The sequence below is a fragment of the Crossiella sp. CA198 genome, assembly GCF_052078295.1.
Taxonomy (GTDB): Bacteria; Actinomycetota; Actinomycetes; order Mycobacteriales; family Pseudonocardiaceae; genus Crossiella.
In genome coordinates, this window is the sequence record NZ_JBQJIM010000031.1 from 26,662 (window position 1) to 47,347 (window position 20,686).

The window sequence follows — 20,686 nt, forward strand, 5'->3', positions numbered from 1 at the left end:
ACTCGACGGCGGATGACCCGGTCAGGGCATGGACCGGAACAGCACCGCCAGTTGAGTCCGGGTCGCGGTCCCGGTTTCCGCGTACACCCGGCTCAGGTGCTTCTTCACCGTGTCCGCGCCGATGAACAGCCGCCGCCCGATCTGCGGATTGGTCAGCCCCCGCACCGCCAGTTCCGCGACCTCCCGCTCCCTCGGGGTGAGCCGCCACTCCCGCACCCGTGGCCGCCCCAGCTGTTCCGCGGCCAGTGGCGCCAGGTGCCGCCGCAAGACCCGTAACACCGCCACATCCCGCACCGGCACGGTCGCCGCGCCGCGCACCACCGCGCCCACGTACAGCACTCCGGCCGCGCCCCCGTCGATCACCGCGCCCAGCTTGTCGTTGATCCCGTGCGGCCGCAGGAACCCGTCCACGTACGCCTGGTGCTCCGGCGCCAGCAGATCCCGCAGCGTCACCACACCCCGCTCGTCCAGCAGCGCGAACGCCCGCGGCGTCAGGAACGGATCAGCCGCGATCCACTGGGTCGCGTACTCCGCCAGGAACGCCTCGGAGTACCCCGTCTTCACCCCGGCGCCACCACGTAACGCCTCGGCCAGGGTGCGCCCGTGCAACACCACCACCGTGCTGTACCCGAACCAGGTCTGCAGCGCCCGCACCAGCGCCTCGGCGAAGGCCTCCAGGTCCGGCGCCCGGTCCACCGCCTCCAGCACCCCCACCAGTCGCCGATAGTCCTCCGGCGGCAACACCTCGCCGTCCGGCAACGGCCGCGGCGGCCCCGGAGTCTCCACCAGGGCCCGCCGGGCAGCGCGCGGTTCGATAGCCATACCCCCGTTGTATGCCGTGCCAACCCGGCACAGCAACCCGGAACCTTCCACCATCGGGCCATACCCGCCCATCCCGCGCCCCGGCAGGCTCTCCCCCATGCGAATCTGGTTCATCACCGGCGCCAACAGCGGTTTCGGCGCGGCCTTCACCCAGGCCGCGCTCGACGCGGGCGACACGGTCATCGCCGCCGTCCGCCGCCCGGAAACCATGAAGGCCAGCGCCGAAGCCAACCCCGGCCGGGTCACCGTCGTGCCCCTCGACGTCAGCGACCCCACCGCCTGCGAACACGCCGTCGGCCAGGCCCTGGCCACCCACGGCCGCATCGACATCCTGGTCAACAACGCCGGTTTCGGCTACGTCGGCGCCATCGAGGAAACCCCCGAAGCGGACCTCCGCAACGTCATGGAGGTCATGTTCTTCGCCCCGATCCGCCTGACCCAGTTGGTCCTGCCGCACATGCGGGCCCGCCGCACCGGCGCCATCGTCCAGCTCACCAGCATGGGCGGCCTGCTCGCCTTCCCCGGTGTCGGCGCCTACTGCGCGGCCAAGGGTGCCCTGGAACAGGCCAGCGAAGCCCTGGCGGGTGAAGTGGCCCCGTTGGGCATCCGGGTCCTGATCGTCGAGCCCGGCGCCTACCGCACCGAATTCGCCGGCCCCAGCCTGACCACCACCGCACAGATCCCCGACTACGACGCCACCGTCAACCCGGTCCGCCAAACCCTGTCCGACAGCCACGGCATCCAGCCCGGCGACCCAGCCGAAGCCGCCGCCGCGGTCCTGACTGCCCTGGACCTCCCCGACCTGCCGCTGCGCCTCCCCCTCGGCGAGGACGCGGTCCAGGCCATCCAGGACAAGCTCAAAGCGGTGGCCAACGACCTGGACCGCACCGCACACCTCCGTCGATAAGCTCGCCCCACCATGAAGATGATCGCCATCCCCGCCGGCCAGGCCACCCTGTCCGACCGCCGCACCCAGCGCACCTGGACGGTCGACCTACTCCCATTCCACCTGGCCGCCCACCCGGTAACCCAAGCCGACTACGCCACGGTGACCGGCCACCACCCCAGCACCACCAAGGGCGAGAACCACCCGGTGGAAACAGTGTCCTGGCTGGACGCGATCACCTTCTGCAACACCCGGTCCCACCAGGAAAACCTCACCCCGGCCTACCAGCTCAACGGCGACCTGACCAATTACGACCGCACCGCACCGGGTTACCGCCTACCCACTGAGGCCGAATGGGAATACGCGTGCCGGGCAGGCACAACCACTCCCCGCTACGGCCCCTTGGACGACATCGCCTGGTACCGGGACAACTCCGGCGAACACCCGCACAAGGTGGGCGAGAAAGCCGCCAACGCCTGGGGCCTGCACGACATGCTCGGCAACGTCTGGGAGTGGTGCTGGGACCTGTACGACCCCGAGGTCTACGGCACCTACCGCGTGCTCAAAGGCGGCGGCTGGCTGGACGAACACTGGAGCTGCCGGGCCGGGGTGCGCAGGAGAAGCCACCCGACGTTCGCCATCGACGACGTGGGCTTCCGGCTGGCGAGATCCGCATAGCGCAATCCGTACCACTTGGGCCAACTGGTACGCCCACTTGGGCAAAACCGGCGTACCACTTGGCCCAACTCGCCGGAACCTCAGTCCCCGGCCCCGACCCGCACCGCGATCCGCCCCCAATTCCCGCTGGTATAAGGCCATAATCGGTCAGCCTCCCGAACCACCCCGTGCAGCTCCTCAGCCGAAAGCCCGGGCGCGAAAACAGTAGCCACCACCTCCACGCTGTATTCCCCATTCAGTCCCCCCACGAACTGCGAGGACGCCGCCACCCGGAATTTCCCGGCCGCCACCCCCAGCCGTCCGGCGGCCTCGGCGACGGCATGCCACAGGCAACCGGCCATCGCCTCCGCGTGGAGTTGCTCGGGCGAGAACCGCCCCTCATCAACCGCGACGGCTTCGGCACGACGCACGGGCGTGGGTTCGATGACATCCATGTCCAGGCAAGTGCCCGCCAACCTGCCTGCGAAAACGGAGTTTCAACCGCCGATCCCTGGTTACTCCGAACGCAGTCACGGAAAGGAGCCCGCGCGATGAGCCCGCACGTGCAACACGCCGACCAGCGAACCACCGGCGAACTCGTCAAGTCCCTGACAGAGCAGGTCAGCACCCTGGTCAGGGAGGAAATGGCGCTCGCCAGGGCCGAACTCCAGCACAAGGGAAAGCAAGCCGGAGTCGGCGCCGGACTGGCCGGCGCGGCCGGTCTGCTCGCCCTCTACGGCCTGGCCGCGGTGATCGCCGGGCTGATCCTCCTGCTGGCCACCGTCCTGCTCCCCTGGGCCGCGGCACTGGTCATCGGCGCGGGCATCCTGCTGATCGCGGGCATCCTGGCCCTGGCCGGACGGGCCCAGCTCAAGCGAGCGATCCCGCCGATTCCGGAACAGGCCAGGGAAAACCTCCGCAAGGACGTCGAGCTACTCCAGGAAGGAACCCGGCGATGAGCGGCACCGACCAGGTCGAGGAACTCCAGCACCAGGTCCAGCACACGCGGGCGCAGCTCGGTGACACCGTCGACGAACTCAACCGCCGGGCCGAGCAGAAGCTGCACAAGGCCGCCGAGATCGTCCCGTTCGCCCTCGGCGGCCTGGCGCTACTGGTCGTTGTCTTGCTACTGCGCAAAATCCGCCGCTAACCGGCGGGCGCGACCTCCGGCCGACTTCGCCGCCAGGCGATGACCAGCAACCCCACCAAACCGAACAACGGCAACGTGCTGATGGCCCAGCTCAACCCCATCGGCGGTCCCGGCTGCTCCAGCACCGGCACGCTGAGCTGCCCGGTCCCTGCCCCCTGCGCACCGTCCACAGTGAACTTGAGCGTCCAGTTCCCTTCTGTGGGCAGGCTTTGCACGTCCAGTCCCCACACCTCCCGCTTGCGCGGATGCCGCACCAGCGGTCGCGGCCGCTCCCGGGTGACATCCGGTCCCAGCACGGTCAGCGTGCCGGACCGCCCCTGGATCCCGCCCTCCGGCGCGAAGCTGAAGTCCAGTGACTGCAACGCTTTCAGCGGCCAGGCGCTGAAGCCGACGGTCAGCTTGTACGGTCCGGCCTGCACCGTCTCCGCGTGCACCACGTTCACCGGCTCGTAGGCCAGCGCGGGCGCGGCCGAGCCCAGCAACAGAGCCACCGCACCCAGCATCGCCGCCACAGTTGCGCGCATCCCGCTCATCCTTCCCGCACCGGAGCGAGCTGCCGCAGCATCCCGCCGAACCGCACCGCCAAGAACCCGCCAACCGCACCCAGCACCAACCCGGCAACCGCGGTGGCGATCAGCACATCCGCACCCGGCAACGGCAAACTCCGCAACAACACCGTCTGCACCGGCGCCAGTCCGCCGACCACCAGACCCGCCACGCCCCCGGCGAGCCAGCCTGCCCGCCTCAGATTCCCGCCCCGCCGCGTTACCCCGAGCAGCAGCTCCACCAGCCCGCCGACCACCAACAGGCTCAACGGCCAGAGCGACGGCAGGTCAGGCACCCCGTCCACGTAGTCCCGCACCGGCAGCCCGATCGCGTCCGCGTAAACCCTTGCCGCCCAAGGCGAGAACCACCAGAACACCGCCTGCAACGCGGCCAGCACCGCGGCCACACCCAGTGCGCCACCGGGCCGATCCAGCAACCGCGCCCCCAGAATCAGGATCAACGCGGCCAAGAACGCGGTTCCCGCCGCCAGCGGCTCCACCGGCCCGGTCGGAATCTGGCCAAGCCCAATGGTGATCACCGTGCTGAACCCGAACAGCACCGCCAGGCTGACCAGCCCACCGATCAGGCCCCAGCGCTGGTGCCGCGCGGTCGCGAACACCATCACCGTGCCCACCATGGTGATCGCCACCGACAGCAGCAAGCCGATGTGCGGCGGCGAGGCGATCACCGCGTCAAACCCGTACAGCGAATGCCACCACTGATCCCACAACCCGTACAACAGGAACGACGCCGCCCCCAGCCCGGAGATCAGATATCCCACCGGCGCGGCGAAGGTACGGCCGAACACCCCGACCGCACGCCCACCCACGATCGGATCCACCGTGCGGCCCGCCCGCTCGGCCGCCGTGGTCAGCAAAACCACCACCAGACTCGCGATCCCGGCGATGGCGCTCCCCGAGTACAGGAGTAGATGCGGCAGCGTGAAGAAGGTGTCCGGCCCGACATCGCTGTGCCACTGGATGTCCCAGGTCAACCCGGTCAGCGACAGCACACTGCCGCCGAGCACGAACCCGGCCGCGACCACTCCCTTCGGCGCGCTCGTCGACACCGCTGTCGCGGCCGGCGCGGTGATCTCCATTGGCGTTCCTCTCACTTGACCAGCAACGGAAAGGCGACCCGGTCGACCCCGGACGGCCCGTGCAACACCACGGTCAGCTGCCACGGCCCGGACATGTGGAACAGGTAGCCGTGCGCCCGGAACCGTCCCGGCGCCTCGGCCACCGCGCTGACCGGGGTGAGCGCGTGCCCCATCTGCGGCATCACCGGTTCCACGCTGACCCGGTCCACCGCGGCGGGCTGCCCGTTCCGCTCGGTCACCGCCAGGATCACCGTGTTGTCCCCGGGTTTCGGGTCGGTGATGGACAGCTCGACGGTGTGCTTGGGCGTGCTCTGCTTCGCGGTCGTGGTCCCGGCCTCGGCTCGCGGCCAGAAGAACACCAGCAGCCCGGCGACGACCAGAAGTACCGCCGCGGCAAGGAGAATCGACTTCCTCATCGAGCAGCCTCGGGCACGTCGATGACCGCGGCGACCGTGCGCACGGCGTAGTCACGCTCGGCCTGCGCCCACACCAGATACCGGCCGGGCAACGGAAAGGTGTAGGTGAAGGGCACATCCGGCCCGTACGCGGCCACGCTCTCATCCGGCCGCGCCAGCTGGCCGGGAGTCGGCGGGATCATCGAGTGCGCATGCGCCCACACCGGTGAGTCCGCGATCTCCCCGCGCACCGGACCGACCACGATCAGATGGCCCAGCATGCCCAGCCAGGGCTGGAGATCCGCCTTGCCGAACCGCGCGGTCAGCGTGCTCGGCGTGCCGGCGGGCTCGATCGCCCTGGTCAGCTCGACCTGCTCCAGCTGCGTCACCGAGGGCGCGATCTGGTTGAGCCGCGACGAAGTCCGGGCCAGCTGACGGCCACCGCCCCGGCGCGCCACCTCGGCCGCCACCGCGTACCGACCGGTTTCCGGCGCGATCAACCGGGCCCGGTAGTCCCCCGGCGCCACCCGGATCGGGTGCAGGTGCCACAACCGGCCCGACGGTGAGACCACCGCGAGGTGCACCAACGCGTTGTCGTGCACCAGCAGGTCGTCCACCGGCTGCCCGGTGGCGCTGTCGGTGATGGCCAGCCGCAGGTCCTCGCCGACCTGGTCGGCGACCACGGTGACCGGCGGCCGGGCCGGGTCGATCGCGGGCTGCGGCGGCCGGGCGTAGGGGTCGGCGACGTTGTCGTAGGTCGGATCCCAGACCGAGCCGGGCGCGGGCGGCGGTGGCACGGTGGCGGACAACAGCGCCGCGGTGACCGCCACCGCGAGCGCGGCGATCATCCCCGCGGCCGGGGCCATCGCGAGCAGGCCGTGGCCGCGCAGGGCCAGCAGCAGTGCGGCCAGCAGCAGGATCCCGGCCGCGACGAAGCCGCCGTACACGGTGTTCTCCGCGGTGGACTTCACCCTGGCCGGGACCACGAACGGGATGGTGGCGACCCGGTTGCCGTCGTCAACGGCCAACTCCCACGGGCCCGCGCGGTCCACGCTCAGCGTGCCGCGGTGGAAGCCGGGGGTGGCGCCGAGCTGGACGCGGGCCGCGCTGAACTGCACGCCGGAGCTGGACAGCCGCAGCACGAGTTCGCCGGGCGGGCTGCCCGCATGCGTGACCACGTCCACCCGCACCGGGCCGGGCACCGGTTCGACGGTGCGGATCACCACGGTCAGCTCGCGCTCGCCGAGGGTCTGGGCGACCTGGATGTCCGCGCCGGTGTCCGCGCCGTCGGCCAGCGCGACGCCGGGGCCGAGTAGCAGGCCGAGCGCGCACACCAGGCTGACCAGCACCGTTGCTCGGGTTCTGCCGGAGATGTCCATCACCGCTGGACGTTAGGGTCCGCTGGGGCGGAAAGCGTCACGGCGCAGGGTGATCCGGGCTCCCCCGCACGGGGGACTCGGCCTCCGGGGGCGGTGTCGGATCATCTCAGGGTCGGCCTGGCGGATGTGGTGGGGAGGACGGGTCATGCGCATTGGCGCCAACGAGCCGAGCCGGTCGTTGTCCCGGCAGTCGGTGCTGGTCGCCGCGGTGTGCACGCTGACCGACTCGCTGCTGTTCCTGATGACCGGCTGCGGCCGGAACTGGCCGGAGTGGGCGGCACTGGCCGCGGTGGTCCTGGTGGACGCGGCGCTGGCCGGTCCGGCCCGGCATTCGGGGGTGCTGGCCGCCCTGCACGGGCTGGTGCAGATGGCCTCGCCGCTGCTGATGGTGCCGGGTAACGACGCCGGGCTGATGATCGCCGGCTACCGGGCGGGGGCCTGGCTGTCCGGGTGGCAGGCGTGGACCGCGCTCGGCGTGCTGGTGATCACCAGGGTGGCCACCCAGCTGCTGCACCGGCCGGAGGTGTGGCACCTGTGGCCGGTGGCGGTGCTGACCGGGGCGGTGCTGCCCTGGCTGGTCGGCCGGTACACCACGGCGCGGCGGGCCTACCTGGCCGAGCTGGAGCAGCGGGCCGAACGGGAACGGCGGGACGCCGAGCAGGCCATGGCCCAGGCGATCGCCAGGGAGCGCAGTGCGATCGCGCGGGACCTGCACGATGTGATCGCGCACCACGTCAGCGCGATCAACCTGCACGCCGGGGCGGCCCGGCTGAGCCTGGCGCCAGGGGCGGGGGCAGCCAGCTCGCTGCGCGCGGTGGAGAGCGCCAGCCAGGCCGCGATGGTGGACCTGCGGCACCTGCTGGACCTGCTGCACGGGGACAACGGGGACGGCGCGCGGCAGCCAGGGCTGGCGAACCTGGACGAGTTGCTCGACGGGGTGCGGGCGGCGGGGATCCCGGCCCGGTTGCGGCGCAGCGGAGCGCCGAGGGCGGTGCCGGACTCACTGGGGATCACGCTGTACCGGATCATCCAGGAAATGCTCACGAACGCGTTGCGGCACGGGGATTCCGGTGGGGTGGACGTGGCACTGGAGTTCCGGGCCGGGGCCCTGGAGGTGCGCGCGAGCAACACGGTGGCGGTGGCGCGGGATCCCGCGGCGGGTGGCGGGCGCGGGCTGGCCGGGATTCGCAGCCGGGCCGGGATGTTCGACGGGGTGGCGACCTACGGGGTGGATCCGGACGGGCGGACCTGGTCGACGTCGGTGACGTTTCCGTTGGGGGTGCGGGGATGACCGTGCGGGTGCTGCTGGCCGACGATCACGCGATGTTGCGCTCGGGATTGCGGGCCCTGCTGAGCACCCAGGCCGATCTGGAGTGCGTTGGCGAGGCCGCGGACGGGCGGGCCGCGGTGGCCGAGGTGGCCCGGTTGCGGCCGGATGTGGCGATGCTGGACATCCGGATGCCCAAGGTGGACGGATTGAGCGCCACCGAGGCCATTCTGGCCGCGCCGGAGAATCGGACCAAGGTCGTGGTGCTGACGACCTATGACAATGACGAGTACGTATACCGGGCATTGCGGGCGGGAGCGAGCGGGTTCCTGCTGAAAAGCCTGCCGCCGGAGGAGTTGCTGACCGCGGTCCGGGTGGCCGCGCGCGGGGACGCGTTGATCGATCCCTCGGTCACCCAGCGGTTGATCGCCCGGTTCGCCGGGAGTATCGCGCCGCCCGCCTCGGCTCCGGGACTGGAATCGCTGACCACCCGGGAGCGGGAGGTCTTACTGCTCCTCGCCCGCGCTTGCAGCAACGCGGAGATCGCCGCGGCTTTGCACGTGGGCGATGAGACGGTGAAAACCCACGTGTCCCGGATCCTGGCCAAACTGGGCTTGCGGGACCGGGTGCACGCGGTGGTGTACGCGCACCTGAACGGCCTGGTCTGAGGTCAGGGCCTGCCCATCCAGTCCAGGCAGACGCCGACCGCGTCATCGTCGAGGTACTGGTCCTGGCAGAAGGCGCGCAGGTCGTGCAGCAGCGCCCTGATCGCCTCGCCAGGGGGGAGGTTGGCGGTGGTCTTGAGCATGCGTTCCAGGGTGTCGGCGTAGCGGCGGCCCTCGAAGATGGACTCGAAGATGCCGTCGCTGAGCAGGAACAGGCGGTCGCCCGGCCGGACGTTGAACTCCTGCTCCACGTAGACGGTGCTGTCGAACATGCCCAGCGGGAGCTGCGGCTCCAGGTGCACGGGCGCCACCTCGCCCGCGCGCAGCCGCCAGATCCGGGGCGAGCCCGCGTCGATGGCGGTGACCCGGCCGTCGGCGATGTCCAGCCGGAGCAGCAGGGTGGAGACGTGCTGGCGGCCGCCGTGCTGGGACCAGACGGCCTGGTCGGCCAGTGCGGCCTGGTCAGGCAGGCTGACCCCGGCTCGTCTGGCGTTGCGCAGGGCGTTGATGGCCAGGCTGGTGAGCAGCGCGGCGTCCACGCTCTCGCCCATGCCGTTGGTGACGGCGATGGTCAGGGAGTCGGCGTCGGCGGTCCAGTCGAAGTTGTCGCCGCAGACGGCGTAGGCCGGTTCGAGTTGACCCGCCAGGGTGAACTCGGCGCGTTCCAGGCCCCGGCCGGGCAGCAGCTGCCACTGGATCTCCGCGGCCAGGGTCAGGCGTTCGGCCCTGCGGGCCTGGCGGAACCGGTCGGTGGCGGACTCGGCCACCCGGAACGCCTGCGCGGCGGCGTGCGCCAGCTCGACCAGCTCCTCGGCGTCCTCCTCGGCGGGCTGACCGGGGAAGACCACCCTGAGCACGCCGAAGCGGTCACCGCGGACGGTCATCGGCAGGTAGAGGACCTCGTGCGTGTCCTCGGTGCGGCGGACCGGTTCCTGGCTGCCGAAGGCCAGGCCGGCCGGGGTGCCCGCGATGGCCATCGGGGCTGGGGCTACCGCGCGCAGGGGTTGCAGGGCCAGCATGCGGTAGTCGGCGAGGAACACCTCAGTGTCATTCGCTCCGTACTCGGCATGGAGAATGTCCGCCAGGACCTCACCCAGATCGTGCGCGGGCGCGCGGAGCATGGCACGCTCAGCGAAGGCGAGACGGTTGGCACGCATGTCAAGACACCTGCCTGAGTGGAGTACTGCCCTGGTGAGGAACCACAGTCACCGTCCGGCCGAACTGGCGGCCGCGGTGGAGGCTGCGGCGGAAACGCTGGTCATCGTGTGGGGACGCGCCGCGGAGAGTGTCCACCCCAAGGTATCGGCCTCGCAGCTGGGCGCGCTGGTCGTGGTGGAGCGGCACCAGTCGATCACGCTGGGCAAGCTGGCCGAGGAGCTGGGCGCGATCCCGTCCTCGGCGAGCCGGTTGTGCGATCGGCTGCAGGCCGCGGGCCTGCTGGCGCGGCGATCCAACCTGGCCGATCGGCGTGAGGTGTCGCTGGAACTCACCAAGGACGGTTCCCGGCTGCTGGCGCAATTGCGGAGTGCGCGCCAGGCCGAACTGCGCCGGGTGCTGGAGAGCATGAGCCCGGCCGAGCAGACCGCGTTGCTGACCGGGCTCGCGGGCTTCCACTCGGCCTCGGGCACGCTCGGCGTGGAACGCGAGGATACGGCGTAGTCGCCACCGCATTGCCGTCCTCCGCGCGTAGACCCAGCCAGGTATTTGTCATGAGGCAAGGATCTTAGCCTTAAACCCTTGTCCTCCCGCAACTTTCTCCGCGGCGGGTCGGGGCACTCACCGGTGGTCAGCCGGTCTCGGTGCTGACGATGCGGGTGCCACCGGCGAGCAGCGTGCTGGCGTTGAGGCCGAACATCCGGTGGAAACTGGTGCTGAAATGGGCCGCGGAGGCGAAGCCGACCGCGTTGGCGGCGGTGGTCAGGTCCTGCCCGTCGCCGATGGCCCTGGCCATGCGCAGCATCCGGGTCCACAGCCGGTACTGGCGGAAACTGGTCCGGGTGTGCGCGGCGAACAGGTGCAGGAACCGGGAGGTCGACAGGTGCACCTGGGCGGCGATCTCGGCGGCGCCGTACTGGCTTTCCGGGTGGGCGCGCATGATGTCCAGCGCGGTGCGAATTCGCTCGTCCACCTGCTCGGCGCCGGGTTTGCCCATGAGGTCGAAAAGCGTTTCCGGGTCGGGTTCGGCGGTGTGCTGGAAATGCCGGATCAGCTCGGATTCGCCGGAGTGGCCGAAGTGCGCGATCGGTGTGTGTTCGCGCATCCGGTCCCGGAGCTGGGTGGCCAGTGCGGTGTGCGGGTCCAGGTAGCAGAACAGGATCTGGCCGTCGGCGATGATCTGGTGCCGGGTGCGCGCGGGGATCAGGGCACTGCGGGACTTGCGTTCGCCGATGCCGTCCGCACGCAGGGTGAACGGCTGCTCCAGGCCAACGGCGAGGCAGTCCACCGATCCGGAATGCGGGTCGAGGCGCAGTGACGGACCCCGGTAAACGGCCTGACCCAGCCGGATCCAGATGGTGGCCGCCGGGTCAGGACAGCACGTTTCTGGAAGCGGACCGGTGTCCATGTCGGCGATGATCGCACAAGGCCACCGGGAGGGATCGGAATGCGAGTGGGCACGTTCAGCACACGACTGGGGCAGGGTTTGCTGGTACTGGCCGGGCTGATCAACATCCTGCCGGGTGGGGGCGCGTTGTCGGTGCCGAGTGCGGAATCCGCGTATGGCGTGGAGATCGCCGGTGCGGATTTGCAGGTGCTGATGCGTCATCGCGCGGTGTTGCTCGCGCTGATCGGCGTTATGTGCGTGATCGGGGCGTTCCGGCCGGGCTGGCGTCCGGCGGCGGTTGTGGGCAGTGGGATCAGCTTCGGCAGTTTCCTGATTGTGGTGGTGGCGAACACGCCGGTGAATCCGGAGTTGACCAGGGTGGCCTGGATTGACGTGGTGGCGCTGGTCATCCTGTCCGGTGGGGCGGTGCTGGCGCGGGAGCGGCGGCCGGGGTGAGCACGGTGCCGCCCAGCAGCTCCAGGGCGGTCGCGGCGGCCGAGCCCGGTTCGGCGTGGAAGAGCACCAGGCGCTGGCCGTCGGTGCCGGGCAGGGTGAGCAGGTCGTCGGTCAGGGTGAGGCGGCCGACCAGCGGGTGCCGGTAGTCGCGACTGTGGCTGGCGCAGTCGCGCACCGGGTGGCCGGACCACAGCGTGCTGAACTCGGGGCTGGCCAGCGCCAGCTCGCCGATCAGTTCGGCCAGCGCCGGGTCACCCTGGTGATGACCGGCGATGCGGCGCAGGTCGGCGACGGTGTCCCTGGCCTTGCGCGCCCAGTCGGCGAAGAGTTCGCGCAGGTGCGGGTCCAGGAAGAAGAGCCTGGCCCAGTTGGGGCGGGTGGCCGGGGTGTCGGGGGCGGCCGGGTCCAGGTGCCCGGCGAGCAGGGCGTGCGCCAGGGGGTTCCAGGCCAGGATGTCGGTGTGGCGGCCCAGGATCAGCGCGGGCAGGTTGAGCGTGGCGACCAGGGTGCGCAGGTGCGGCTGGAGGCGTTCCGGGCGCCTGCGGCGGCGGGCCTTGGGGGCCGGGTGGGCCAGGGTGTGCAGGTGGGCGCGTTCGTCCTGGTCCAGTTGGAGGGCGTCGGCCAGGGCGTCCAGGACCGCGGCGGAGGCGTGCTGGCTCTGGCCCTGTTCCAGGCGGGTGTAGTAGCCCGCGCTGACCCCTGCTAGGTGGGCCAGTTCCTCGCGGCGCAGGCCGGGCACGCGGCGGCGCTCGCCGTAGCCGGCGAGACCGGCGGCGGCCGGGGTGAGGCGGGCGCGGCGGGATCGCAGGAACTCGCCCAAGACCGTGTCCATGGCTCCAGCATGCGCGAGTTCGACGCGGATTTCCTGCACCTGACAGGGGCAGGCTGGCCGGCCGGATGCCGGGCACGATCGGTGACATGGTGAAGGTGCTGGTGATCGGCGGGTCCGGGACGATCGGGTCCGCGGTGGTACGGGAGTTGCGGGAGCGCGGACACACGGTGTTGAGCGCCTCCCGGTCGGGTGAACTCGCGGTGGACGTCGAGCGGCCGGAGTCGGTGCACGCGCTGCTCGACGGCGTGCCGGAGCTGGACGCGGTGGTGTGCTGTGCGGCCAGTGGCGGACTGACCATGGTGGACGCGGGCAGTGACGCCGAGTTCACCCGGGGGTTGGACGGGAAGCTGCTCGGTCAGGTGCGTTTGTTGCGCAGCGCTATCCCCCGGTTACGGGACGGCGGATCGGTGACGCTGACCGGGGGCACGTTCGTGGAACCGTTGCCGGGGGCCAGTTTCGGCGCGCTGGTCAATGCCGGGCTGGCGGCGTTCGTGGCCGCGGCGGCACTGGAGTTGCCGCGTGGGTTGCGGGTGAACCTGGTGGCGCCGGGATGGGTGCGGGAAACCCTGGGCTCGGCCACGGCTGGGGTGCCCGCGGCGGAGGTGGCATTGGCCTACGCGCGGGCGGTGACCGAGGCCGGGCTCAGCGGGAGCACTTTAATTGTCGCCCGACAAGGATAGGGGTTACTGTGTAGTGGTGATTCCCGCGACGCACGAACCGGGCGAGCCGCAGCACAGCCAGGAGATGCTGGAGTTGTCCACGCGCTCCGCGGGTGACGCCTTGGTGCTGACCGCGGTCGGTGAGATCGATCTGCTGACCGTGGACGCACTGCGCACGGCATTGCACGAGCAGCTCGCCGCCGCACCGTCGCTGCTGGTCCTGGACCTCGGCGGGGTGTCCTTCCTGGCCTCCTGCGGGCTGGCCGAGCTGGTGGAGTTCGAACGGGCCGCGACCGAGCAGTCGGTGAAACTGCGGCTGGTGTCCACCGCGCGTTCGGTCACCCGCCCCCTGCAAGCCACCGGGTTGCTGCGCACCTTCGAGCTGTTCGACGACGTCCAGTCAGCCCTGCCCTGACCGCGTGATCCGCGCTCTCGTACCACTTGGGCCAACTGGTACGCCCACTGTGGCCAAACCGGCGTACCAGTTGGGCCAACTCGCCGTCCATAACGGCCAACACACCGTCGACAACGGCCAACACGGTGTGGGTGGGGTCAGTGTTTGCTGCGGCCTACTTTGGCTGCCCAGGGGTGGTTCAGGTAGGACGGGCCGGTGGGGGCGCCGGTGATCCGGTGGTTGAGGTAGAGCGTGTTCGGTAGCTGGACCAGCGGGATCCAGCGTGTCCAGGCCGGGTCTTCCAGGGTGGGTGCGCCAGTCACCAGGGTCAGGTCGGCGCGGCCCTCGCCGATCCGGGCGGGCAGGCCGATCCGGGCGCAGGCGGCGAGCACCTCGTGCGCGACCGCGGTGGCCTCCAGGCCGCTGCCGACCTGGAGGACCAGGTCCTGGCGCGGTGGTTCGGCCTCGGCGACGAGCTGGCGGGCCTGTTCCAGCGCGGAGCGCGGCAGCTGCGGGCTGGCGCCGGCGGCCAGGATGGTGCCCTCGGCATCGCCGTCGGCAGCCGGTGGTTCGGTGGGCTGGACCAGGCCGGCGTAGGCGGCGCGGGCGATGGCCTCGCGGTCCAGGGCCAGGGACAGGGCCCGGCCCAGCCGCGGGTCGGCCAGCGCGCCGCCGGGTCGCGGGTCCAGTGCGGCCAGGGTGTCGCCCTGGCCGAAGTAGACCCGGCCGGTGACGCCGCGGGTCAGCCGGACCATCGCGGTGGGGCTGGCCAGGTAGCTGCCCTCGATCGAGGAGTCCAGCAGGCCGTTGATCAGCGCGGGGCCGTCGGCGAAGGTGAACCGGACCGAACCGGCCCTGGCCCGTCCGGCCTGGTTCCAGTAGCCGTCGAAGCGGGTGAGCAGGATGTGCGAGCCGGGAACCCATTCGGCCAGCCGGAACGGGCCACTGCAACCGTCCGATGTGGACGGTGCACCGGCGGCGAGGTAACGCAGGCTGGCCACCACGCCCGCGTTGCCGGACAGGGCGTTGGCGAGCAGCGGATCGGGCTGGCGCAGCCGCAGGGTGACCTCCAGGGGCCCGGTCGCGCTGATGCTCGCCACCTTGTCGAAGCGGTGCGCGTGCGCGCCGCCGAGACCGCGGTCGGCCGAACGGCGCAGGCTGGCGACCGCGTCCGCGGCGGTCAGCTGGCGGCCGTCGTGGAAGCGGATGCCACCGCGCAGCCGGTAGATCAGGGTCAGCGGGTCCGGGGTGGCGATCTCGGTGGCCAGTCCGGGCAGCCGTTCGCACAGGTTCGCGGTGACGGTGTCCTCGGGCGGTTCGCCGCCGCGCAGCCAGTCCAGTGACCGGGGTTCGCGCCGGATGGCCCAGCTGAACCCGGCGATGTCCCCGGCCGCGGCCGGGGTCTCGGTGGAGTAGCGCAACTGCACCAGTCCCGGTGAGACCGCCCCGCACCCGGCCAGCAGCACGCCGAGCAGGGCGAGCGCGACCGGGCGGAAAGTCATGGCCCGATGCTGACAAAACCGCTGCCACTGCGGCAAGCCCTGTGGCTGTGGTCTTTCGGACCAAATCCTTCGGGACCGAATGATCTCCGGTCCACAGTGGATCAGCCAGCGGCGGCCACCGGGGTCTGCTCGCGGACCCGGCGGGCCGGCACCACCAGCGGGGTGCCGGTCTCCGGGCACGGGATGACCCGGCAGGCCAGCCCGAACACCTCCCGCACCAGCTCGGCGGTGACGATCTCCCTGGGGTCGCCCTGGGCCACGATCCGGCCGCCGCGCATGGCGATCAGATGGGTGGCGTAGCGGCAGGCGTGGTTGAGGTCGTGCAGCACCGCGACCAGGGTGTGCCCGCGCTGCTCGTGCAGGTCGGCGCACAGGTCCAGCACCTCGACCTGGTGTGCGATGTCCAGGAAGGTGGTCGGCTCGTCCAGCAGCAGGATCGGGGTCTGCTGGGCCAGCACCATGGCCAGCCAGACCCGCTGCCGCTGTCCGCCGGAGAGTTCGTCCACGAACCGCTCGGCCAGTTCGTCCACGCCGGTCAGCGCCAGCGCCTCGGCCACCGCGGCCTCGTCCTCGGTGGACCACTGGCGGAGCAGCCGCTGGTGCGGGTACCGGCCGCGGGCGACCAGGTCGGCCACGGTGATCCCGCTGGGCGCGATGGAGGTCTGCGGCAGCAGGCCGAGCCGCCGGGCGACCTCCTTGGCCGGATAGGAGGAGATCGCCGCGCCGTCCAGCACCACCGCGCCCGCCTTGGGCTTGAGGATCCGGGACAGCGCCTTGAGCAGGGTGGACTTGCCGCAGGCGTTCGGGCCGACGATCACGGTGAAGGATCCGTCCGGGATCCGCACGCCCAGTCCCTCGGCCACGATCCGGGCCTCGTAGGCCAGCGTCAGGCCCTCGGCGTGCAGCCGGGGCTCGTTGTGTTCCACCGCCATCGATCTACCTTCCTCGCCATTCGGTGGCCAGCAGCCAGGCGAGGTAGATCCCGCCGACCGCCGCCGTCATGACCCCGACCGGCACCGCGACCGGGGAGAAGAGCCGTTGTGCCGCGAAGTCGCTGAGTGAGACCACGAACGCGCCCATCAGCGCGGTGGGCACCAGCACAGGGGAGGCGGCCCTGGTGAGCCGCCGGGCCAGCTGGGGCGCCATCAGCGCGACGAAGGCGACCGGCCCGGCCGAGGCCACCGCGACCGCGGCCAGTGCCACGCTGGTGACCATGAGCACGGCCCGGCTGCGCTGCACCGGCACGCCCAGCGCGCTGGCCGCCTCATCGCCCATCTCCAGCAGCGCCAGCCGCCGGGCCATGGTGAAGGCCAGTGGCAGCAGCAGGACCAGTGCGATGCCCACCGGCAGCACGTGTTCCCAGCCGCGGGAGTTGAGGCTGCCGGTGAGCCAGGCCTGGGCGATGGTGGCATCGCGCAGGTCTGCCCGGCTGATCAGGTAGGAGTTGACCGCGATCAGGATCGCGTTCACCCCGACGCCGACCAGCACCAGCCGGGAGCCGTGCACGCCCCTGGTGAAGGCCAGCAGGTACATGGCCAGCGCGGTGAGCAGGCCGCCCGCGATGGCCCCGAAGGCCAGCTGGGCCGCGCTCGCGCCCGCGATGATCATCAGGATGCCGCCGGTGGCCGCGCCGGTGGTGAAGCCGATGAAGTCGGGGCTGCCCAACGGGTTGCGGGCCAGGCTCTGCATGAGCGCGCCGCTGACCGCCAGCGCGGCGCCGATGAGCAGGCCGGTGAGCCAGCGCGGCAGCCGGAACTCGGTGATCACGTACTGGGCGGCCCGGCCGCCCTCGCCCGCCAGCGCGGAGAGCACCTGGCCGACGGTGAGTTCGTATTCGCCGATGGTCAGGGTGAACGCGCCGATGACCAGGATGGCCAGCACCAGGCCGAGCACCACGGCGGCGGTGCGGCCGTGCAGGCGCAGTGAGAAGTGGCCGCCGCGACTGCGCAGCACGCGGGACGGGCGGGGCCTGGTGGCCAGCTCGGTCATGCCGCCACCAGCTTCCGGCGGCGCACCAGCAAGATGAACACGGGCGCGCCGAGGAACGCGGTGACCACGCCGACCTCCAGTTCGCCCGGTGCGAGCAGGATCCGGCCGAGGATGTCGGCGGCCAGCAGCAGCACCGGGGCCAGGACCATCGAGTAGGGCAGCAGCCAGCGCTGGTCGGGACCGGTGAAGCCGCGGACCATGTGCGGCACGGCCAGTCCGACGAAGCCGATCGGTCCGGCGGCGGCGGTGGCCGCGCCGCAGAGCAGGGTGATCGCGATCGCGCCCAGCGCGCGGGTGCGGCCGATGTTGGCGCCCAGCGCCCGGCCCGCTTCCTCGCCGAGCGCGACCGCGTTGAGCGAGCGGGCCAGCAGCAGGGCCAGCACGATCCCGGCGAGCAGGAACGGGGCCAGTTCGAGCACGGTGGACATCTTGCGCCCGGCCAGCGCGCCGACCACCCAGTAGCGGAACTGGTCGAAGGTCTTGTTGTCCAGCAGCACGATGGTGGAGATGAACGCGCTCAGCGCCGCGCTGATCGCCACCCCGGCCAGCACCAGGCGTTCGGGGGTGGCGGCCCGCCGTCCGGCCGAGCCGAGCAGGAACACCAGCACCGCGGCGGCCGCGGCCCCGGCGAAGGCGAACCAGACGTAGCCGCCGGCCGCGCCGACGCCGAACCAGCCGATGCCGATCACCACCGCCGCGGAGGCGCCCAGGTTGACCCCGAGCAGGCCGGGGTCGGCCAGCGGGTTGCGGGTCAGCGCCTGCATGAGCGCACCCGCGAGCCCGAGGGCCGCGCCGACGCCGAGGCCGAGCAGGGTGCGCGGGATGCGCAGGTCGTGGATGACCAGGGACTCGGTGGAGTCCGTCGGCGACCAGAGCGCCTGCCAGACCTCGGACAGCGGGATGCCGCGCGCGCCAATGGCGATGCTGAGCAGGCACACCAGCACCAGCACCCCGACGGCGCCGAGCAGCCCGGCCCCCCGGGTGGCGCTACCGGCCGAGATCACCCTGTCCCCCTTCTGCCCCATGTCAGTTCAACTAAGGCGAGGCTAACTAAAGGGGTTCAGCGGCTCAATGACGGGGGTCGCCAGCGCGGTTGCGGTCGGATGTCGATCAGGACACGAGGGGCCGCCACACCGGATCCACCCGGGATGACCAACCGGTATCCAATCTGGGTATACTCTTCGGTATGACAACCACGACGATCAAGGTCGACAGCGCTGTGCGCGACCGACTGGCTCTCGTCGCGCGGGCACGCGGCGTGACGATGACCGCGTTATTGCAGACCGTTTCGGTCGATCTCCAGAACGAGCAGGAGTGGGCGGAGATCGAGGCCGCCTACACCCGCCTGCGCCAAGAAGACCCACAAGCCTGGGCCGAGTACCTGAACGAGCTTGGCGAGTGGGACACCGTGTCCACCGACCCCGGCGATGCCGCCGATGAATGGCCGGAGTACAACAGCCCGTGAAAATCCAGCATGGTCACATCTGGTTGCTGACCTTGGATCCCACCCTCGCGAACGAGCAGGCCGGTGTCCGGCCCTGTGTGGTGGTCTCGGTTGACCGGTTCAACGCACTGCCGATCCGACAGGCGATCGTAGTGCCGGTGACCAGCCGCGAGCGAGGATTACCGCACCACATCCGGATCGTGGACGACGGCGGACTGGACCGGCCCAGCTGGGCCATGTGCGAGGGCCTCCGCACGGTGTCCACCCAGCGGTTCAAGCGACGGATCAGTGTCGCCAGCCAGCAGACAGTCGAGGCCATCAGCGCGCAAATAGGCATGTGGCTGGGCACCAGTAACTGATCCCCAGCCAGATCCTCGCTGGTCAGGGCTTCGCCAGCCGGGCGGCCACTTCCCGCTTGTCGATCTTGCCCACCGCGGTGCGCGGCAGGTCCGCGGCCAGTTCGAGCAGGTCCGGGAGTTTGTACTGGGCCAGGCCGCGGGCGGTGAGGAAGGTCTTCAGCTCGCGTAGTGCGGGGGCCTCGCCCTCGGGGACGACGACCGCGCAGACGCGTTCGCCGAGCATCTCGTCGGGCACCGGGATCACCGCGACCTGGCGGATGCCGGGGTGCGCGAGGAGGTGCTCTTCGAGTTCCTCGGCCGAGACGTTCTCGCCGCCGCGGTTGATGACCTCTTTGACCCGGCCGGTGACCACGAGGTGGCCGCTGGGCAGCTGGCGGACCAGGTCGCCACTGCGGTAGTAGCCGTCAGGGGTGATCGCGGTTTCGTTGTGCTTGGCCGCGCGGTAGTAGCCGCGGATGGTGTACGGGCCGCGGACCAGGAGTTCGCCGGTCTCCCCCGCCGGGACGTCGTTGCCCTCGGCGTCGACCACGCGCAGTTCGTCGTCGGCGGAGAGCGGACGGCCCTGGCTGATGGCCACGATCTCGTCGTCGTCGGTGGCGCGGGTGTAGTTGAGCAGGCCCTCGGCCATGCCGAAGACCTGTTGCAACCGGCAGCCGAGCTGGCCGGGCAGCGCGCGGGCGGGTTCGGGGGCGAGTTTGGCGCCGCCGACCTGGAGCAGGCGCAGCGAGGACAGGTCGCCGTCCTCCCATTCGGTGGCCTGGCCCCAGAGCATGGCCAGCGGCGGCACCAGCGCGGTGACGGTGGCCCCGGCCCGCTCGATCAGCGGGAAGGCGTTGTCTGGACTGGGATCGGAGAGGAAGACCGCGCTGCCGCCCACGCCCAGGATGCCCAGCACGCCGGGGCAGGCCAGCGGGAAGTTGTGCGCCACCGGCAGTGCGACCAGGTAGACGTCGTCCTGGGTGAGTTCGCAGACCTCGGCGCTGGCGCGGGCGTTGTAGGCGTAGTCGTTGTGGGTCCTGGGGATCAGCTTGGGCAGGCCGGTGGTGCCGCCGGAGACCAGCAGCACCGCCACGTCGGCCGGGTTCACCACGGGCAGCGCCACCGGATCGGCGTCCACTGTGGACAGTGCGGCGCCGAGGTCACCGGGGTCGCCGAGCACCAGGACGTGCCGGACCGAGTGGACGCGGGCGGTGACCTCGCGGGCCAGTTCGCGGTAGTCGAAGCCGCCGAAGGTGTCCGGGATGACGTAGGCGACCGCCTCGGACAGCTCGGCCAGGTGGCCGATCTCGTGCGAGCGGTGCGCGGGCAGGGTCAGCGCCGGGACCGCGCCGACCCGGAGCAGGGCGAAGAGCAGGACCACGAACTCGGCCACGTTGGGCAGCTGGACCACTACCCGATCCCCTTGGCGGACACCGAGTTCGAGCAGTCCGGCGGCCATCCGGTCGGCGGCGGCGTCCAGCTGAGCGTAGCTGATCCGCCGGTCGCCGTCGAGTAGCGCGGTGCGGTCGGCGTGGCGGGCGGCCCACTCGCGGAGCAGCTCACCCAGTGGCACGTCCTGCCAGTGCCCCGCCTCGCGGTAGCGCGCGGCGTACTCGGCAGGCCACGGCACAAAACCGTCCATTGTGGACTGATTCTCGATCATC

General features: G+C 71.2%; 26 protein-coding genes. 12 read left to right on the forward strand and 14 right to left on the reverse strand.

Features of this window, described 5'->3' with window-relative positions:
• Positions 1-21: 21 nt before the first annotated feature.
• Positions 22-822 (reverse strand): helix-turn-helix transcriptional regulator, encoded by an 801-nt coding sequence (locus ACTOWY_RS38135; RefSeq protein WP_441314453.1) that lies wholly within the window; start codon positions 820-822, stop codon positions 22-24.
• 97 nt (positions 823-919) lie between these two features.
• Here ACTOWY_RS38135 and ACTOWY_RS38140 point away from each other — a divergent pair, with 97 nt between their 5' ends.
• Both ACTOWY_RS38140 and ACTOWY_RS38145 read left to right on the forward strand, forming a co-directional pair.
• Positions 920-1,729: an oxidoreductase gene (locus tag ACTOWY_RS38140; RefSeq protein WP_441314454.1), complete on the forward strand. Its 810-nt coding sequence runs from the start codon at positions 920-922 to the stop codon at positions 1,727-1,729.
• Positions 1,730-1,741: 12 nt separating this feature from the next.
• Positions 1,742-2,386, forward strand: a complete 645-nt coding sequence (locus ACTOWY_RS38145; RefSeq protein ID WP_441314455.1) for a formylglycine-generating enzyme family protein — start codon at positions 1,742-1,744, stop codon at positions 2,384-2,386.
• Between the two features lie 80 nt (positions 2,387-2,466).
• On the opposite strand, the gene ACTOWY_RS38150 is transcribed toward ACTOWY_RS38145, so the two are convergent.
• Entirely contained in the window at positions 2,467-2,820 is a 354-nt protein-coding gene (locus ACTOWY_RS38150) for an OsmC family protein (protein ID WP_441314456.1), read from the reverse strand.
• A gap of 96 nt (positions 2,821-2,916) precedes the next feature.
• Between ACTOWY_RS38150 and ACTOWY_RS38155 the strand changes: the two genes are divergently transcribed.
• Positions 2,917-3,324: a phage holin family protein gene (locus tag ACTOWY_RS38155; protein ID WP_441314457.1), complete on the forward strand. Its 408-nt coding sequence runs from the start codon at positions 2,917-2,919 to the stop codon at positions 3,322-3,324.
• Positions 3,321-3,515, forward strand: a complete 195-nt coding sequence (locus tag ACTOWY_RS38160; RefSeq protein ID WP_441314458.1) for a DUF3618 domain-containing protein — start codon at positions 3,321-3,323, stop codon at positions 3,513-3,515. Before ACTOWY_RS38155 ends, ACTOWY_RS38160 begins: the two co-directional genes overlap by 4 nt.
• Here ACTOWY_RS38160 and ACTOWY_RS38165 read toward each other — a convergent pair.
• From ACTOWY_RS38165 to ACTOWY_RS38180, 4 genes are read right to left on the reverse strand one after another with little or no spacing between them, the layout of a single operon-like run.
• Complete coding sequence (locus ACTOWY_RS38165; protein ID WP_441314459.1) at positions 3,512-4,039, reverse strand: hypothetical protein; 528 nt, start codon at positions 4,037-4,039, stop codon at positions 3,512-3,514. The two genes, ACTOWY_RS38160 and ACTOWY_RS38165, sit on opposite strands and share 4 nt — an antisense overlap.
• 5 nt (positions 4,040-4,044) lie before the next feature.
• The gene (locus tag ACTOWY_RS38170) at positions 4,045-5,160 is read right to left on the reverse strand and encodes a hypothetical protein (protein ID WP_441314460.1); all 1,116 of its coding nucleotides are present in this window, start codon (positions 5,158-5,160) and stop codon (positions 4,045-4,047) included.
• An 11-nt stretch (positions 5,161-5,171) separates the two neighbouring features.
• Entirely contained in the window at positions 5,172-5,576 is a 405-nt protein-coding gene (locus ACTOWY_RS38175; protein ID WP_441314461.1) for a FixH family protein, read from the reverse strand.
• Entirely contained in the window at positions 5,573-6,934 is a 1,362-nt protein-coding gene (locus ACTOWY_RS38180; protein WP_441314511.1) for a hypothetical protein, read from the reverse strand. The genes ACTOWY_RS38175 and ACTOWY_RS38180 overlap by 4 nt, the downstream gene beginning before the upstream one ends.
• 145 nt (positions 6,935-7,079) lie before the next feature.
• On the opposite strand from ACTOWY_RS38180, the gene ACTOWY_RS38185 reads away from it, so the two are divergent.
• Positions 7,080-8,225: a sensor histidine kinase gene (locus ACTOWY_RS38185; RefSeq protein ID WP_441314462.1), complete on the forward strand. Its 1,146-nt coding sequence runs from the start codon at positions 7,080-7,082 to the stop codon at positions 8,223-8,225.
• A complete protein-coding gene (locus tag ACTOWY_RS38190; protein ID WP_441314463.1) occupies positions 8,222-8,869 on the forward strand; it encodes a response regulator in 648 nt (215 codons plus the stop codon). The genes ACTOWY_RS38185 and ACTOWY_RS38190 overlap by 4 nt, the downstream gene beginning before the upstream one ends.
• 2 nt (positions 8,870-8,871) lie before the next feature.
• On the opposite strand, the gene ACTOWY_RS38195 is transcribed toward ACTOWY_RS38190, so the two are convergent.
• A complete protein-coding gene (locus ACTOWY_RS38195; protein WP_441314464.1) occupies positions 8,872-10,023 on the reverse strand; it encodes a PP2C family protein-serine/threonine phosphatase in 1,152 nt (383 codons plus the stop codon).
• A 34-nt stretch (positions 10,024-10,057) separates the two neighbouring features.
• Between ACTOWY_RS38195 and ACTOWY_RS38200 the strand changes: the two genes are divergently transcribed.
• Positions 10,058-10,525, forward strand: a complete 468-nt coding sequence (locus ACTOWY_RS38200) for a MarR family winged helix-turn-helix transcriptional regulator (RefSeq protein ID WP_441314465.1) — start codon at positions 10,058-10,060, stop codon at positions 10,523-10,525.
• Positions 10,526-10,652: 127 nt separating this feature from the next.
• Here ACTOWY_RS38200 and ACTOWY_RS38205 read toward each other — a convergent pair whose 3' ends face one another.
• A complete protein-coding gene (locus tag ACTOWY_RS38205) occupies positions 10,653-11,429 on the reverse strand; it encodes a helix-turn-helix domain-containing protein (protein WP_441314466.1) in 777 nt (258 codons plus the stop codon).
• A gap of 39 nt (positions 11,430-11,468) precedes the next feature.
• Here ACTOWY_RS38205 and ACTOWY_RS38210 point away from each other — a divergent pair, with 39 nt between their 5' ends.
• Positions 11,469-11,864, forward strand: coding sequence for a hypothetical protein (locus ACTOWY_RS38210; RefSeq protein WP_441314467.1), 396 nt, complete (start codon positions 11,469-11,471; stop codon positions 11,862-11,864).
• Here ACTOWY_RS38210 and ACTOWY_RS38215 read toward each other — a convergent pair.
• A complete protein-coding gene (locus ACTOWY_RS38215; protein WP_441314468.1) occupies positions 11,815-12,696 on the reverse strand; it encodes an MmyB family transcriptional regulator in 882 nt (293 codons plus the stop codon). The two genes, ACTOWY_RS38210 and ACTOWY_RS38215, sit on opposite strands and share 50 nt — an antisense overlap.
• A gap of 86 nt (positions 12,697-12,782) precedes the next feature.
• Between ACTOWY_RS38215 and ACTOWY_RS38220 the strand changes: the two genes are divergently transcribed.
• Positions 12,783-13,376 carry a short chain dehydrogenase gene (locus ACTOWY_RS38220; RefSeq protein WP_441314469.1) on the forward strand — a complete coding sequence of 198 codons (594 nt, stop codon included), beginning with the start codon at positions 12,783-12,785 and terminating at the stop codon, positions 13,374-13,376.
• 16 nt (positions 13,377-13,392) lie between these two features.
• Complete coding sequence (locus ACTOWY_RS38225; RefSeq protein ID WP_441314470.1) at positions 13,393-13,770, forward strand: STAS domain-containing protein; 378 nt, start codon at positions 13,393-13,395, stop codon at positions 13,768-13,770.
• A gap of 137 nt (positions 13,771-13,907) precedes the next feature.
• Here the strand turns inward: ACTOWY_RS38225 and ACTOWY_RS38230 are convergent, their stop codons facing one another.
• From ACTOWY_RS38230 to ACTOWY_RS38245, 4 genes are all read right to left on the reverse strand, one after another.
• A complete protein-coding gene (locus tag ACTOWY_RS38230; protein WP_441314471.1) occupies positions 13,908-15,251 on the reverse strand; it encodes an ABC transporter substrate-binding protein in 1,344 nt (447 codons plus the stop codon).
• A gap of 101 nt (positions 15,252-15,352) precedes the next feature.
• Complete coding sequence (locus tag ACTOWY_RS38235) at positions 15,353-16,183, reverse strand: ABC transporter ATP-binding protein (protein ID WP_441314472.1); 831 nt, start codon at positions 16,181-16,183, stop codon at positions 15,353-15,355.
• A gap of 4 nt (positions 16,184-16,187) precedes the next feature.
• Positions 16,188-17,240: a FecCD family ABC transporter permease gene (locus ACTOWY_RS38240; protein ID WP_441314473.1), complete on the reverse strand. Its 1,053-nt coding sequence runs from the start codon at positions 17,238-17,240 to the stop codon at positions 16,188-16,190.
• Entirely contained in the window at positions 17,237-18,265 is a 1,029-nt protein-coding gene (locus tag ACTOWY_RS38245) for a FecCD family ABC transporter permease (RefSeq protein ID WP_441314474.1), read from the reverse strand. Before ACTOWY_RS38245 ends, ACTOWY_RS38240 begins: the two co-directional genes overlap by 4 nt.
• Before the next feature lie 161 nt (positions 18,266-18,426).
• On the opposite strand from ACTOWY_RS38245, the gene ACTOWY_RS38250 reads away from it, so the two are divergent.
• Both ACTOWY_RS38250 and ACTOWY_RS38255 read left to right on the forward strand, forming a co-directional pair.
• A complete protein-coding gene (locus tag ACTOWY_RS38250; RefSeq protein WP_441314475.1) occupies positions 18,427-18,705 on the forward strand; it encodes a hypothetical protein in 279 nt (92 codons plus the stop codon).
• The gene (locus ACTOWY_RS38255) at positions 18,681-19,043 is read left to right on the forward strand and encodes a type II toxin-antitoxin system PemK/MazF family toxin (protein WP_441314476.1); all 363 of its coding nucleotides are present in this window, start codon (positions 18,681-18,683) and stop codon (positions 19,041-19,043) included. The genes ACTOWY_RS38250 and ACTOWY_RS38255 overlap by 25 nt, the downstream gene beginning before the upstream one ends.
• A 22-nt stretch (positions 19,044-19,065) precedes the next feature.
• Here ACTOWY_RS38255 and ACTOWY_RS38260 read toward each other — a convergent pair whose 3' ends face one another.
• Positions 19,066-20,685, reverse strand: coding sequence for a (2,3-dihydroxybenzoyl)adenylate synthase (locus ACTOWY_RS38260; RefSeq protein WP_441314477.1), 1,620 nt, complete (start codon positions 20,683-20,685; stop codon positions 19,066-19,068).
• Between the last annotated feature and the right edge of the window lies 1 nt (position 20,686).

Bases quoted from the DNA above. Each gene is read 5' to 3' on its own strand.
- ACTOWY_RS38195 (WP_441314464.1), bottom strand. From the start codon at position 10,023: ATGCGTGCCAACCGTCTCGCCTTCGCTGAGCGTGCCATGCTCCGCGCG.
- ACTOWY_RS38160 (WP_441314458.1), top strand. From the start codon at position 3,321: ATGAGCGGCACCGACCAGGTCGAGGAACTCCAGCACCAGGTCCAGCAC.
- ACTOWY_RS38240 (WP_441314473.1), bottom strand. From the start codon at position 17,240: ATGACCGAGCTGGCCACCAGGCCCCGCCCGTCCCGCGTGCTGCGCAGT.
- ACTOWY_RS38215 (WP_441314468.1), bottom strand. From the start codon at position 12,696: ATGGACACGGTCTTGGGCGAGTTCCTGCGATCCCGCCGCGCCCGCCTC.
- ACTOWY_RS38140 (WP_441314454.1), top strand. From the start codon at position 920: ATGCGAATCTGGTTCATCACCGGCGCCAACAGCGGTTTCGGCGCGGCC.
- ACTOWY_RS38260 (WP_441314477.1), bottom strand. From the start codon at position 20,685: ATGATCGAGAATCAGTCCACAATGGACGGTTTTGTGCCGTGGCCTGCC.
- ACTOWY_RS38165 (WP_441314459.1), bottom strand. From the start codon at position 4,039: ATGCGCGCAACTGTGGCGGCGATGCTGGGTGCGGTGGCTCTGTTGCTG.
- ACTOWY_RS38250 (WP_441314475.1), top strand. From the start codon at position 18,427: ATGACAACCACGACGATCAAGGTCGACAGCGCTGTGCGCGACCGACTG.
- ACTOWY_RS38180 (WP_441314511.1), bottom strand. From the start codon at position 6,934: ATGGACATCTCCGGCAGAACCCGAGCAACGGTGCTGGTCAGCCTGGTG.
- ACTOWY_RS38235 (WP_441314472.1), bottom strand. From the start codon at position 16,183: ATGGCGGTGGAACACAACGAGCCCCGGCTGCACGCCGAGGGCCTGACG.
- ACTOWY_RS38190 (WP_441314463.1), top strand. From the start codon at position 8,222: ATGACCGTGCGGGTGCTGCTGGCCGACGATCACGCGATGTTGCGCTCG.
- ACTOWY_RS38230 (WP_441314471.1), bottom strand. From the start codon at position 15,251: ATGACTTTCCGCCCGGTCGCGCTCGCCCTGCTCGGCGTGCTGCTGGCC.
- ACTOWY_RS38135 (WP_441314453.1), bottom strand. From the start codon at position 822: ATGGCTATCGAACCGCGCGCTGCCCGGCGGGCCCTGGTGGAGACTCCG.
- ACTOWY_RS38220 (WP_441314469.1), top strand. From the start codon at position 12,783: ATGGTGAAGGTGCTGGTGATCGGCGGGTCCGGGACGATCGGGTCCGCG.
- ACTOWY_RS38175 (WP_441314461.1), bottom strand. From the start codon at position 5,576: ATGAGGAAGTCGATTCTCCTTGCCGCGGCGGTACTTCTGGTCGTCGCC.
- ACTOWY_RS38170 (WP_441314460.1), bottom strand. From the start codon at position 5,160: ATGGAGATCACCGCGCCGGCCGCGACAGCGGTGTCGACGAGCGCGCCG.
- ACTOWY_RS38185 (WP_441314462.1), top strand. From the start codon at position 7,080: ATGCGCATTGGCGCCAACGAGCCGAGCCGGTCGTTGTCCCGGCAGTCG.
- ACTOWY_RS38210 (WP_441314467.1), top strand. From the start codon at position 11,469: ATGCGAGTGGGCACGTTCAGCACACGACTGGGGCAGGGTTTGCTGGTA.
- ACTOWY_RS38155 (WP_441314457.1), top strand. From the start codon at position 2,917: ATGAGCCCGCACGTGCAACACGCCGACCAGCGAACCACCGGCGAACTC.
- ACTOWY_RS38150 (WP_441314456.1), bottom strand. From the start codon at position 2,820: ATGGATGTCATCGAACCCACGCCCGTGCGTCGTGCCGAAGCCGTCGCG.
- ACTOWY_RS38145 (WP_441314455.1), top strand. From the start codon at position 1,742: ATGAAGATGATCGCCATCCCCGCCGGCCAGGCCACCCTGTCCGACCGC.
- ACTOWY_RS38245 (WP_441314474.1), bottom strand. From the start codon at position 18,265: ATGGGGCAGAAGGGGGACAGGGTGATCTCGGCCGGTAGCGCCACCCGG.
- ACTOWY_RS38205 (WP_441314466.1), bottom strand. From the start codon at position 11,429: ATGGACACCGGTCCGCTTCCAGAAACGTGCTGTCCTGACCCGGCGGCC.
- ACTOWY_RS38255 (WP_441314476.1), top strand. From the start codon at position 18,681: ATGGCCGGAGTACAACAGCCCGTGAAAATCCAGCATGGTCACATCTGG.